Annotated in this window: 9 protein-coding genes and 1 CRISPR repeat array (1 of these 10 running past the window's edge); of the genes, 5 read left to right on the forward strand and 4 right to left on the reverse strand. The window is 30.4% G+C overall.

The annotated features are described in order from the left end of the window. A CRISPR array of direct repeats spans positions 1-2,447; the repeat unit is 36 nt; unit sequence AATATCGTGTTTTCTAATCTTTAATCAAACCACAAC; it begins 1,145 nt to the left of the window's first position. Between the two features lie 65 nt (positions 2,448-2,512). Further along, the gene (gene cas9 / locus QWY92_RS01365; RefSeq protein ID WP_290268031.1) at positions 2,513-6,844 is read right to left on the reverse strand and encodes a type II CRISPR RNA-guided endonuclease Cas9; all 4,332 of its coding nucleotides are present in this window, start codon (positions 6,842-6,844) and stop codon (positions 2,513-2,515) included. 1,183 nt (positions 6,845-8,027) lie between these two features. Here cas9 and QWY92_RS01370 point away from each other — a divergent pair. From QWY92_RS01370 to QWY92_RS01390, 5 genes are all read left to right on the forward strand, one after another. After that, on the forward strand, positions 8,028-8,384 hold the full coding sequence (locus QWY92_RS01370; protein ID WP_290268033.1) for a single-stranded DNA-binding protein: 357 nt from the start codon (positions 8,028-8,030) through the stop codon (positions 8,382-8,384). A gap of 76 nt (positions 8,385-8,460) precedes the next feature. Continuing rightward, positions 8,461-8,841, forward strand: a complete 381-nt coding sequence (locus QWY92_RS01375; RefSeq protein WP_290267979.1) for a DUF6876 family protein — start codon at positions 8,461-8,463, stop codon at positions 8,839-8,841. A gap of 466 nt (positions 8,842-9,307) precedes the next feature. Continuing rightward, positions 9,308-9,700 (forward strand): BfmA/BtgA family mobilization protein, encoded by a 393-nt coding sequence (locus QWY92_RS01380; protein ID WP_290268035.1) that lies wholly within the window; start codon positions 9,308-9,310, stop codon positions 9,698-9,700. Positions 9,701-9,704: 4 nt separating this feature from the next. Then, positions 9,705-10,733, forward strand: a complete 1,029-nt coding sequence (gene mobB, locus QWY92_RS01385; RefSeq protein ID WP_290268037.1) for a MobB family relaxase — start codon at positions 9,705-9,707, stop codon at positions 10,731-10,733. Between the two features lies 1 nt (position 10,734). Beyond that, the gene (locus QWY92_RS01390) at positions 10,735-12,324 is read left to right on the forward strand and encodes a type IV secretory system conjugative DNA transfer family protein (RefSeq protein ID WP_290268039.1); all 1,590 of its coding nucleotides are present in this window, start codon (positions 10,735-10,737) and stop codon (positions 12,322-12,324) included. Here QWY92_RS01390 and QWY92_RS01395 read toward each other — a convergent pair. Genes QWY92_RS01395 through traM form a run of 3 tightly spaced genes read right to left on the reverse strand, consistent with a single transcriptional unit; the run spans position 12,321 to position 14,468 of the window. After that, on the reverse strand, positions 12,321-12,683 hold the full coding sequence (locus QWY92_RS01395; RefSeq protein WP_290268041.1) for a nuclear transport factor 2 family protein: 363 nt from the start codon (positions 12,681-12,683) through the stop codon (positions 12,321-12,323). The genes QWY92_RS01390 and QWY92_RS01395 overlap by 4 nt on opposite strands. 6 nt (positions 12,684-12,689) lie before the next feature. After that, positions 12,690-13,523, reverse strand: coding sequence for a DUF4138 domain-containing protein (locus tag QWY92_RS01400; protein WP_290268043.1), 834 nt, complete (start codon positions 13,521-13,523; stop codon positions 12,690-12,692). Between the two features lie 15 nt (positions 13,524-13,538). Beyond that, positions 13,539-14,468: a conjugative transposon protein TraM gene (traM, locus tag QWY92_RS01405; protein WP_290268045.1), complete on the reverse strand. Its 930-nt coding sequence runs from the start codon at positions 14,466-14,468 to the stop codon at positions 13,539-13,541. Positions 14,469-14,470: the final 2 nt, after the last annotated feature.

A 14,470-nucleotide genomic window follows, 5' to 3' on the forward strand; every position in this document is an offset into this window, starting at 1 on the left:
AAACCACAACCATACTTGACCGTCTAAAGGACTTAAACCAATATCGTGTTTTCTAATCTTTAATCAAACCACAACTTTAAGTCCTCAACAAAACCGTAATTATTAAATATCGTGTTTTCTAATCTTTAATCAAACCACAACCATTAACAATATTTACAGCACGTTGATTCTAATATCGTGTTTTCTAATCTTTAATCAAACCACAACGTAACGATTAAAGGTAATCAAAACTTATTAAATATCGTGTTTTCTAATCTTTAATCAAACCACAACAAAAAACATTGAAGATGGCACCAGTGTGCGAATATCGTGTTTTCTAATCTTTAATCAAACCACAACTTAGAATTTAGTGGTAAATACGTAGATCAAAATATCGTGTTTTCTAATCTTTAATCAAACCACAACACCTATTTACAACGGTAACAGTTTAAAAAAATATCGTGTTTTCTAATCTTTAATCAAACCACAACATTTCCCTCATTCTTTTATCATAAACATAAAATATCGTGTTTTCTAATCTTTAATCAAACCACAACCTATCAATCCCGTAACTATACATAACAGGCAATATCGTGTTTTCTAATCTTTAATCAAACCACAACTATAAGCATACAATATTAGGAGGTTTTAGAATATCGTGTTTTCTAATCTTTAATCAAACCACAACACTGTACTGGTTACGGAATGATATATTAGAAATATCGTGTTTTCTAATCTTTAATCAAACCACAACCTATGTACTTAACTAAATGAATAAACTGTTAATATCGTGTTTTCTAATCTTTAATCAAACCACAACCTCTCTAGCCTATCTTGTACAAGTTCAGATAATATCGTGTTTTCTAATCTTTAATCAAACCACAACTGAAACACATAATGATACTCCTGTGATACGAATATCGTGTTTTCTAATCTTTAATCAAACCACAACTACACTCGTAAACGTTCTTTGTACCTTTCAAATATCGTGTTTTCTAATCTTTAATCAAACCACAACCGCAGGCGGTAATTGCGCATACACCTGAAAAATATCGTGTTTTCTAATCTTTAATCAAACCACAACGACAAAGATACTGACATATACTGACATATAAATATCGTGTTTTCTAATCTTTAATCAAACCACAACTTAATTAATAGCCCATCCTTATATATTTCTAATATCGTGTTTTCTAATCTTTAATCAAACCACAACCTAAAATAACATTTGCAGATAAGGTTGATTAATATCGTGTTTTCTAATCTTTAATCAAACCACAACCACGACCTTGTACAAGATATGTATTTAAAGAATATCGTGTTTTCTAATCTTTAATCAAACCACAACAACGCATCCTTTGTTTTGTTTAAAATCATCAATATCGTGTTTTCTAATCTTTAATCAAACCACAACATACTAGCACCCCATTCATCATATTTATTAAATATCGTGTTTTCTAATCTTTAATCAAACCACAACCTTTACGCTTTCAGTAACGCCTGCATCGGTAATATCGTGTTTTCTAATCTTTAATCAAACCACAACCTTTAGGCACAGTGTATTTAAGCGTATCGAATATCGTGTTTTCTAATCTTTAATCAAACCACAACCTATTACTTCAATGCTTGGTTCGTCAAATAATATCGTGTTTTCTAATCTTTAATCAAACCACAACTACGCAACGAGACACTTGTCAAGTAAGAATAATATCGTGTTTTCTAATCTTTAATCAAACCACAACAAACAATGGCTGGTACTTTGGCGGTAGATAAATATCGTGTTTTCTAATCTTTAATCAAACCACAACTCCGTAATAGAATTATCAGTACTCGACATGAATATCGTGTTTTCTAATCTTTAATCAAACCACAACTATTGCTTTAACGATGTCGTGGCAGAAATGAATATCGTGTTTTCTAATCTTTAATCAAACCACAACAGCCACACAGCCTACCGTAACAGGTGCAACAATATCGTGTTTTCTAATCTTTAATCAAACCACAACTAGAAGATGAAGACGGTGCAATATTAGATGAATATCGTGTTTTCTAATCTTTAATCAAACCACAACTTAATACCTTGCGTTATTTGAGCCATACTAAATATCGTGTTTTCTAATCTTTAATCAAACCACAACCTATACTCACCTCCTGTTATCTTATCAAAGAATATCGTGTTTTCTAATCTTTAATCAAACCACAACTCGGCATGTGCAAACTCGTCTATAGTTAGGAATATCGTGTTTTCTAATCTTTAATCAAACCACAACGATAGTTACACAATACAAGAATTAGTAAATAATATCGTGTTTTCTAATCTTTAATCAAACCACAACAGTGAATTAGTGGCACGATAAAGCGCTATTAATATCGTGTTTTCTAATCTTTAATCAAACCACAACCTTAAGACATTTCTTTTAGTTTAGAAAATTAATATCGTGTTTTTTGACTTTTAATCAAACCAAATATGTCAAGGAACTTATTATTTGTTTCGAGGAATGGGTTGATGTTTTTCTCTCGAAGAATCAAATTGTTATATTATTTCTAGTTTTCCAATTGAATTTATCTTAAAATCATAACCTTCTACAAGGCAATCAAAACTATTAACTCCCACCTTTATCCATGGATATTTTTTGTGCTCGCCAATATTTTTCCCTCCTTTCATACCACTTTTTAGTCCCATAATAGATGTTAGAGTTTTCTTTTCTCTAGCTTCAGTATGATGTAATAACTTTATTTCTGCATATTTTTCAACATCCATTTGGGTAATTTGAAACAAACGTTCTAACAATTGTAGTTCATCCATTTCAAATAATTCTTCAGGATTCTTGTCATAAACAAGAACCATTTTTCCCTTTGTTAAAACATATTTTAATGGATTGTTATTTTTATCTTTTTCTGGAGCAATTGGATAGAGTTGATTATTAGTATTACTCTTTTTAAAATAACTACCTGCGTCCAAATTATTAATTAATAAATTAGATCTTGTCACTTTACCTTTTCCATCAACCCCCTCATAAATAGCCATGCAATAATTACTGTCATTCTTTGCAAAATAATGTTGTTTGTGTTCATGCCTTGATACATCTCGGTGCTTTTTTATTTCTAAAGGTACTTTTACATCTGTTGCAAAATATCGAATCTTTTTTATCGGTATAGGGTTTCCTTTTTTATTAGGCAAAACATAAAGCTCATGGTCCATTTTGTACATTAATGTTTCAATTTTAGCTTTTAAAATTACTTCTTCTGCATCACTAACTTTATTAAGTTGCTTTTTAAAAGTATCAATTTCTTTCTTTATTATCTTTTCTTCTTTACGTGCATTAGTTACAATTTCTTTAATTCTATCATCAACAATGTTTTTTAAATCTGAGTCAGAAAAACTATCTATCGGTTTTCTTAATACATACTTTACTACCTCTTCAATCTCTCCTTTTTTATTGGTTTCTTCTCTTTTTATAGCACCATAAAAGCTTTCTTTATGCAAAGTATCTCTCACGGTATCTCCTTGTTTATACTTAATATTACCATTACTATTTCTTTGTATAATACCTCGTTTTCTAATCGCTTTTTTACTTTGTATAGGTAAGACATCAGGTGTATGATGACTAATTAGTGTATTGTTATCAAAATTATTAACATCGGTATTAAAGCCTTTCCATGGTATTCTATGTTTAAAGGAAGGTTTTTGCTTTCCGTAAAACTGATAGTCTTCGTAATTATGATAATAACTTGCCAAGGCATCATTAATATCTTTTTCGCAACACGCAACAACTACTGCGTCTTTTGCATGATGTGCATGGTTAATTCTTTCTTTTTTATCTAAGCCCCAAATATCTCTTAAATTGGACGTTGTTTTTCCTTTTACGGGGTATACTTTGGTAAATAATGATTTTAAAAACAAGTTTCCGTACTTGCTAATAATGCCAATGTCTACAGATTGACTGTTTCTAAATCCTCTAGGTATTTCAGTTATAATAAAAGTTTTATATTTATCCTTTAGGTAATTATATTCAAAACGTAATTTGGTTCTATTTTGAATATATCTATCCCTATTTTCTTTTGTTGTTGCTCCTCTAACTTTTTTAGTAATATCCCTAATTTGATTTTCTAAACTTTTATATTTAGCATACCAATGGCTTATTCTTGGCATGATCTCCTCATGATTATTACATTCGGTTGGTATTTTATCTTTTTTAAGATCTCTATTATAAACGGAACAACAAAGCGTTTTATTTATTTGAGAATTATCTAAACTTTTACTTCTTGGTATAGTGTGTTCAATATCAAATTTTGGGTTTGCTCCAATAAAATCAGATATACAAATGGTTTTTCCTGTATATAAACAAATATGATTTTGCTCTTTCCATAATTGATATTTTAAAATATCATTTTCTGTTGGTTCATAATTAGAATTTACAACATCATTACAATTGACTAATTGTAACTCTCCTTTTAATATTGCTATAATCTCTTTCTTGTAATCGTTATTTCTGTTTTGCAAATCATTCTGCCATTGCCTAATTGCTGTTCTTTCATTAGCACTTTTAAGTTCTCTAGCCATTTCAATTCTAACAATTGTATTCTCATCAATAGCATCGTCTTTTATTAATTGATTAATAACCTTACGCAATTGATGAAGTGCTCGCATTGCCATAGGGTTTTTAATAGATGAAATTAACGGGCTTCCTAAATATAACTTGCCGTCTAATTCACTACGCTTTGCTTGTTTATAAACTTCAATCGCAGATGGGTGATAAAGTTTTTTTAGTTGTTCTGGCTCAACATTAAAATTATCACGTAAAAACGTTTTTACACGCTCGTCTAATGTTTCTTTTTTCATGAATTCTCCAAGACCAGAGTTTAATTTCATTTGAGTAGAAAAAAGCTTAAAGTTATCCGTTAAAATAGTTTCTTTTTCTTCATGTAAAAATAAATCCCAACGTTTTAATCCATAATAGCTTATAACACTTTTATTAATATCCTTTTTATAAGCCTCAACAACAAAACTATTTTTATCACTCCAGGTTTCTTTATTGTCTTTTACCGTTTTTATTAAACCATTAACAATCTCTACCATATTTTTATAAATGTTATAGCTATCTATAATTGAAAACAACTCTTTATTTATAACTTTTATATCAGCTTCATTATTCCATATGGATTTAGGTAAAACAGTTTTTAAATTTGCTAAAAATACAGCATGAGAATAGAGCAAACCTTTTTCTAAATATGGTAAAATGTTACGAATAGCTTTTAAACTTAGTGATCCATAATCTTGTTTTAACTTTATTTTTGAAAACTTGGTAGCGGTATCAGCATCACAACCTAAATAATTAATTACAAATTGTTTTAGTTTTTCGGTTTTATCAAATCTAAAAAGTACGTGCCAAATGGTATCAATTATTTGATAGGGTGTTTTATTAGAATTATCTTTATTTTTTTTATTGAAATTTTCAACTAAATAAGTTTTCCAATCTTCACCAAAAACAGATCTTAAATTTGCAATAGTTGGACAACCACTAACATTTGTATAGTTCCCAAAATTGAATAACACATCATAATTTTGTGCATTTTTATCTTTATAATAACCAGATTTTAAATCTTTTGGTGTCAGCTTTTTTACAATCTCTTTAAAATCAAAATTTGGCTTAGATTTTCTATAAAAAAGAGGAACTATAAGTTCTTTTTCTTCAATATTTATAAACCTTAATTTATCGTCTTTTTCAGTTTTTATTTTTATAGAATTCATAAAACTATACATTCTAAATAACTCAAAATCGGGATGCGATATGGGTATACAGGCTTTATCATTCTCTAGCGGGCAGTTTGCAACCAATCCTTTTTGAGACTTTAAAGGTCTTTGAAAAAAGATTGCGTTTTCAATAGCTTTTTTTAATGTTGATGATACATTTTGTTTATCACAAATAACATGAAATTCATGCAAGTAATGTTCTTCACGATGCGTATAATTGTTTCTAATTCTTTTACCTTCTTTGTGTAAACCATAAAAATATTCACCCAATGTATTACAATTGGCTTCTTCAATTTTCGCAGATAAATCACTAATTGCACTTTTAACTTTACCTAAAAACTCTTTACGGTTTAAACGTTCTAATAATTTTTCTTTTACATCATGTAATTCTTCCGTAGTATTCTCCTTTAAAATAGATTTAAAGGCTCTTCCTAAAGTAAATAATGCTTTGCTATTATCGTCTGTTTTATCATAAGCATCTAAAAAATCGTCATAAGTTTGTAAAAAATCATTAATAGTGGTTGCATGTTGAATTATTTCTTCAATTTCATTGTTTTTTTCTTCAACAATAGAATTGTCTGAGGAGTCTAACCTGTTACTTAAAAAACCACGACGCTGTGCTATGTGGTAAAAAGCTCTTCCTAATTCGTGCTTATCACTTATTCTATTTAAATCTAGTTTTTGAGTTGAAGCCTTAAATCTAAACGCATAAGGGTTTTTAGTTTGAGCTTTTCGTTCTAACTTATCGTCCTGATTATCGGTGCTTAACCACAATCTGAATTGATCATTATCAGGATATATTTTTTTGTATCTCCAAAGTTTTAGTTCCTCGTCCGTTAATTTCGGGCATAAGTTATTATCAGATAAAACCTTTAATAGCTCTAACTTTCTTAATTTTCTTCTATATTTAAGTTTTCGGCCACTTCTATAATTTGTACGCTGTGCAGCTTTTGAACTTTCACTACTTGTTTTAGCTTCGATATTCACACCTTCAGAAAATATCCTAACACCTTTATCTATTAGAGTAAATTCTTTTTCATTATTGTACTTTTCTACAATTGCCCAACCAATTGAATTCGTTCCTAAGTCTAACCCTAAAATTTTTGCCATTATCTGATACTTTATTTTTTTAAAAGTAAGAAAAAGAAAAATACTATATTTACGGTTAGCCGTAAAACATTATAGTTTTTTTGTATTATATTTGTAACTGATTAAAATTTCTAATCTTTAATCTTATCACAATAAGGCTATATGCCGTAGATGAAAATCTTTAGTCCCGCTTCGGTGGGACTTTTTTTGTTTAAATTTTAAAATAAAGCTCCGCTTACTTCTGCGCTTAGTTTAATAATTTCGATTTTTTAGCATCTCTCTTTTTACTATATTATTTTTTAGATAATTAATATATAGGCACTTGTATTTTTTTATAAAGTGATTTCTAACAGAGTAAAGAAACTTAAGTCCAAATATGTAATGAATATTACCTCGTAACATACATCCATTCCAGCACATTCCCTTCCATTCCGTAAAAACTACATTCCAGAAAAATCGCTTCATTAAAAAATCTTTGACCTAATCCACGTTTTTTACTTTGCATTCCGCTAATCCTTTCCGTTTCTCTGGAAAGGAACGCTACATTCCAATTCAAAAACGCGAATCAAGTCCGCTTGAAATAGTGTTAAACAACAGTAATTCGTTTTCACAACCCGATCAGCACATGGCCACTCCATGTTATTACGGGCAAAGAGCTTCACTAAACAAATCTTGGACCCAATCCCAAAGTTTTGGTATCTGCATTTTAATAGGTATCCCGAATACCAATAAATCTTTGGTCCAAATTAACATTTCGCTTCTTAAAAAAACTTTGAAATATAGTCCGCTAAATCGGATAGATGTATTTGTCATTGTGTTCCACTTCCTATGATTTTGTATTTCACAAAGAATTTAGGTTCACTTCCGTAATCCAACACCGTCATACCTTTTTTTGACAGCAAAATAACAACATTCAGCTTTGAACGACAGCATAACCAGGCTCGTACCTCGCTCTTTTTATATGTCTTAACAAAGCTGAATATCGAAAGCACTAAGCAACAAAAAGAAGGTAACAGCGGTGGCTCTATGGGAAGTAAATCTAAAATGAATCTTATGAAATCTTACAAAATCAATAAAAAGGAAGCGAAACAAAAGTTAAATAAACAAAAGAAGGAAAACGCTCTGGATATAATAAGTAAATCAATAACAAAGCCTTTCTGAAGGGTTCAGATAGGTCAATATTAATCTTTAAATTTTTTTAATTATGAGTACTCTAAAAAACAAAGTACAGTTAATTGGCAACGTAGGAAACTCGCCAGAAATCACAAATCTTGAAAGTGGAAAGAAAGTTGCGAAATTTTCAATGGCTACAAATGAATTTTACAAAAATTCAGAAGGAGAGAAGCAACAAGACACCCAGTGGCACAATATTGTAGCATGGGGAAAGATTGCCGAAATCGTTGAGAAATACGTAGGCAAAGGAAAAGAAGTAGCCTTAGAAGGGAGATTAACTTCCCGTTCATATGAAACCAAAGAAGGAGAAAAAAGATATGTTACTGAAGTGGTAATTGATGAAATTCTTCTTTTGGGAATTAAAGGCGAGGATAACGCTACTGAATAATTGAGAATTAAAAGAGAGCGTTCCTGTGGAGAGTAGCGCTCTCTTTTTCATTATTAATCTTATTAAATAGAATACAATGAATGATAAAGTTAAAAAAATAAAAGCTGATTTGCAACATTTTTGTGGTACAGAAATGTTCTTTAAAATCCCATTAATTGGAACTTGTTTTACCGATGGGTTAAAATATTTAGCCAAAGAGGCAGAATGCTATTGGTTGATTACAGATGCATCTGTGATAGCAAAAAGTTTATCAAATAGAAGTTCTTTTATTACTATTGATTTTAAAAGACTTTCTGAAAAAGAACGGTTAGAAAAGCATTGTGAAGCCATTATTAATTATAGTGATGGGAATGATAAAATTTTTGAAACGCATAGATATAATGTAACCGATTTTCCTTTGGATGAATTGCGATTATTTTTTGTAGATAATACGCTAATGCTTCCGAGTGAATATTAAAAAAAGGGTTATGGTATATTTTTAGGAAGTAGAAACTCTAAGAGGTAGTATTCTTATAACTATGTTTAACACTTTAAATCTAATTTAAAATCAGGGCCTTTAATTTTTTAAAGGTCTTTTTTTTGTTCTGTTATTTTAGATTCTGTAATGAAAATTGAGATTTTATAAAGATACTTCTAAACTTCAATTGAAACATTCTTAAAAAAAATAATTTCAATTCGTATTCGAGTAAAAGCCATTACATTTTTGGATGTAATGGTATTTTTTTTTGTCCAGCGAAGCTGGACGAAAAGGAATAGCAAGAGGGTAACACGCTAGCGCGATGTTTCAATTTTTCGTTTTCATAATTCACTAGTGAAATCAGTAGTTTAGAGAGATTGAAGGTTTTAGTTAATAAAATTTCAGCATCAGTTTTTCAGAAAAAACCTTCGCAACCCAATAAAAACGACAATTTTTTTCAGAAAATATGGATAAAGGATATGAAAAAGAGCGATTTGAGAAGCTTGGAATTAAAGCTTCAGTGGCAGAGCGTTTTCGAAGTTTTTGTAAAAAAATGTCTAAATCGCAATCTATGACGCTGCTTTTGATGCTTGATTTTTTTGAGGATAATAGTATTTCTCCAAATGAAACTATGGGGCCTAATATGCAAACATTGGAAAGTAAAATTAAGAAACGAATTAACGCAGTAATAGCTATTATAAAAGACATTGAAAAAAATCACGATAAGCCCACAACAGCCATGTTGCAATCTTTGTTTATGGAGTTTGAACCTAAAGAAAAGAAAATCATTTTGGAAAAAGAAGTCAAAGAAAATAAAGTACAGTTTGTAGAAAAAACAGATACTAATACTCAATTATAGAATTATGTATATCACAATCACAGCTCAAAAATTAGGTGGAAATTATTCACAAAGTTCTGCGGATTTTGCTGAGTATTTGGAGAAGGAAAATCAAGGTTTGGAGCAAGGGGATGCGGAACATTTTTTTAATCAATATGCAGATAAAATTGAAGCCAAAGAAGTGGTAAAAGAAATTGATGGCAATACAGCAAAACTCAAAAGGAAAGAACCAAAATTTTATTCAATTACAGTTAGTCCTAGTAAATATGAATTAAGAAAACTGCAAAACAATTCCGAAGATTTAAAAAAATATACTAAAGCAATAATGCATGATTATGCCAGGTCTTTTAATAGAGAGATTAATGGTAAGCCGATAACCGTTGATGACATAAAATATTTTGCAAAAATTGAACATCAACGCACATTTAAAGGGACAGATAAACAGGTAAAAGAAAACCAGCCTTTTGCTGCAAAAATTCTAGAGTTGAAACATGAGATCAGGAAAATAGAGAACAACCAAATAGGAGGAGATAGAAAGAAGTTGAAAGCTCAAATTATAAAGCTTGAAGCAGAGGCTCCACACCAACAAAATGGAAAACGTATAGTTCAAGGCATGAAAAAGGGTGGTAATCAAAGTCACATTCATATTATTATAAGTCGAAAGGATGCATCAAATTCTGTGAGTTTATCACCAGGATCAAAATATAAGGCTTCAGAAGTCATGATGAATGGAAAACAGATAAAGCGAGGGTTTGATAGAGACTCATTTTTCACTAAGGCTGAAAGTACTTTTGATAAAACATTTGGTTATAAACGGAACTATGCAGAGTTCTACAAATCAAAAAAAGTATTTATGAAGAACCCTAAACTGTATTTTATTGCCTTATTGGGTTTACCTGCGAGTGAGAAAGCAGTTGCTTTTAATATACTTTCTAAATCTGGATTACCAGTATTAAGTATTCCAACCAGTCAAACTCAGATAGCTTTAAAAGCTATAAGAACATTAAAACGAGGTGCGGATTTGGCAATTAAGTCAGGTTCAATAGGTATATAACATGGAAATAATATTCACTATAGCAATATGGATAGGAGTTAGCTTTGTATTTAGTTTCTTTTTCAAAGTGATTAAGTATGCTTATATAATCAACTTAATATTGACGTTTATTTGTATGGGATTTCTTTTTAAACGGCAATTTTTTTTACACGATTGGACTTCAATAATTTTAATTTTTGGATGTCCTTTATTTCTAATAAATACAGTTCTGTATGTCTTTCTTCATAAGGGGAATGAAGGTTTAGATCTTAAAGATAAGTATCAAGTTCATTTCAAAATAAAAAACGGCATTTTTAAAGTAAACAATGTTAAACGAGGCGTTTCCATTATAGGTTCAGCGGGTAGTGGTAAAACTGAAAGTGTTATTTTTAATTTTCTTCTGCATTTTAGTAATTATAGGTTTTCTGGGGTCATACACGATTATAAGAATTTTGAACTTACAGAAATGGCATTCCCTTTATTTGAAAAGAATGAAATTGATTTTCGTGTGATTTCATTCGATAATATTTATGATCGCGTGAATCCTATTGCTCCAAGATATATGATCAACGAAGAAAGTGTAAATGAGGTAGCAAGGGTGCTTATAGAAAACCTACTGGAGCATAAAGAATCAGGTAGTTCTGGTGCAGGTAAATTCTTTAATGATGCAGCTGAAGGTTTAATAGGGGGATTAATTTGGAAACTAAAAACGTCATACCCTAAATATTGCACATTACCACATCTTATAGCTATTTATCAAATTTTAGATACAGATAGTCTTATTGCTTTTCTAAGTACAAATGCCACATGTAGAGCAATGGCAGACGCCTTTATTAGTGGAAAAGATTCTGATAAGCAAACTGCTGGTGTGAAAAGCACATTGGCAAATGCGCTTAAAAAAATAAGCACACAAAGTATTTTTATGGTACTGTCTGGTGATGATGTCGCTTTGGATGTAAACAGACAAGAGAAACCTTTAATAATTTCAGTTGTAAATAATCCGAAATATGAAACAGCTTATTCTCCGATAATTGCTACTATAATACATACCATTACAAAACAAATGAGTGTTAGAGAGTCTAATCATTCGTTTTTAATGATGGAAGAAGCCCCTACGATTAGACTATTAAATATGCACCGTATTCCAGCGACTTTAAGGAGTTATGATATATCTACCATTTATGTGATGCAGGATAAAATTCAGAATGACATGATGTATGGAGATAAAGCAAGTAGAGCTATTTTGAGTAACTTGTCATATCAATTTTTTGGAAAGGTAAATGATCCAGATACAGCAAAATATTATGAACGTTTTTTTGAAATTATAAAAAGAGAAACAACAAGTGTTAATCGGGGATATAACCTTAATTTTGATACACGCATCACTACTGGAGAACGAGAAGTAGCAAAAATTAGGGCAGATGTTTTCTTTCGTTTAAAACAAGGAGAGTTTGTTACGTTTGCTGATGGTAAGGACAAGAAAGTTCAATTTGAACATCCTAATATAGAGAAAGGGTTGCCCCCAAAAAAGCAGGACTTTACAAATGATGATTTAGAAGAAAATTTTAACAGAATATATAACGAGGCTCGGTCAATATTCAAAAATATTTAAAATGGTGATTTTTCATTTTTGTCCTTTTCTGTAACTTTCCATTTCTTATCAACTTTTACAAGCTTAAATATCTCTGGTTGGTCTTCATAAGAAGTAGAAAATTTTACCCAAGCAGTATCTCCATTAACAGATTCTTGAATTAATTTAAAGTTTGAAGCTTGGGTTGTTCCTGGAGCCACTAAAGCTTGGATAGCCATAAAGGATTGATAACTGTCTGTTGTGGTATGTTTTTCTAGCTTAGTATTTTCATTTTTATAAAAACTTTCTACAACATTTTTTGCAGTATCCACATGGGATAACTGAGGTTGATTACATCCTATGAATGATATAAGTAATAAGTATAGTGTCAACTTTTTCATAATATTTTAATTTGGGTTATTAATTGTTTTATCCGCTATTTTCAATTTAATATTTCGTTCACCGTTGTCTTCATTGAGATCCAATAGGACTAAACGTTCGTCGCTAATGGAGAATTTAGAAACAACATAAACAAACTTAATAGTTTGCTTTTCTTTTATTTTTGAAGGTACATTGTATTTAAATATAGGTTCTAAACACAATTCTTGCAATGATTTTTTCTTGCCTTTTTTTCTAGTTTGAATACTTAGGTTTAAGAAATTAACGTCATAATCTAAAGACGATTTGTTTTCAATAGTGATAACGAAATATAATTCCGCTTTATCAAAAACGATATTCTCAATCTTCAGAACAATAGCATCTTTGCGCTTTTTCAGTTTACCAATGCGTTGTCTTCTGTTAATCAGATACGAACAAAAACGTTCATAATAATTGATTTTATAATCAAAACTGTCAAATGAATTTCCGTTATTTTCATTAGCTTTATTCATTGGTGTTTCATTACCAATAGAAGCCGAATCAGGTATGAAATAATTCAATTTATTTAGAGTTTCTTTATACTTTACAATATACGAAAAAATAGCTCCATTATTATTGATTATTAGTAAGTTGCTGTCGTTTCCTGGGATGGCTTGAAGTAAACCAAAGTATTGTTCTTGATCTCTATTATAAGTGAATACAAAATTGTCAGAACCAGTTATACCTTGACGAATGGGGTTAGGGAAAAACAGTGCAACATTCTTGTTATTGTTAGCGTAAATGGTGTCTAAATTAATTTGTTGTTGGGCTTTAACTGTAGTAAAAAATAAAATAAGGCTGATTACTAGTATTATCTTTTTCATAAGAATCGGTTTATATTATTTTAATGAGGTTTTTAAAATGAGTTCATAATTGTTAACAACCAAAACTTTGATATCTCGATTATTTCGTTGGAATATTTTTTTAATTCCACTGATTTGGGGAACACCCGAGATGTTTATATCGTTAACAACATCTCCTACAACTTCACGTTTGGCATCGGCTCTAAAACTATTTTCGACATAAATACCTTCGCTACCATCTTGTAAATCGTAGGCTTTTAATTTTACGGCTTGATGCAGAATGTTTTCAATTTCTATCATAGCACGGTTGGGATGGAAGCTTATAAAACCGTAAACGGGAGTGTTCTTTGGAACGATGCTATTATTAATTAGAGCATCCTTGACTAATCGCATTCTTAAACGATAGTTTGTACTCACAGTTTGGTTTCCATCTACGGTTACGTATATGGTTGAATCAGTTTTGAAATAGTCATAATCTGGGTTGTTTTTTGGTGTAGAGGCAAAAAAAAGGTTATGTTCTAGTCCAATTTCCTTGGTATCTATTTTCTTTTCGATTTTTAGAACAGTACTATCAATTCTCAGAGTTTTAGTAATGGCTAAGTTTGAGTTAGAATTTCGATATTGATTTTCGGTATAATTTATTTTGCCAAATCGATAAATACTATCGACTATGCGTTGCTTTTCTTTTTCAATTAAATCGGGATCATAAAACCCCATAGAATCAATTAGTGCTTCATTGTAAATACTTGGAGCATTAGTCTCTCGAACCTCTTTTAGGTCGTTAATAGCATTAAGTTTTGATGAATAATCAGCTTGTTCTTGCTCAAGTTCAGGAACAAGTGTTTCTTTTAAGTTCTTATTTTCTTCAGAATGATCTCTCATTATCATAATGGAATAGGATATCAGAAAAATCAGAACAATTGCGATAACAGAACCAAATACGATTTTATTCTTTTCTAGTTTCATAA

Origin of the sequence: Algibacter miyuki, assembly GCF_030409805.1 — a bacterium.
GTDB classification, from domain to species: domain Bacteria; phylum Bacteroidota; class Bacteroidia; order Flavobacteriales; family Flavobacteriaceae; genus Algibacter; species Algibacter miyuki.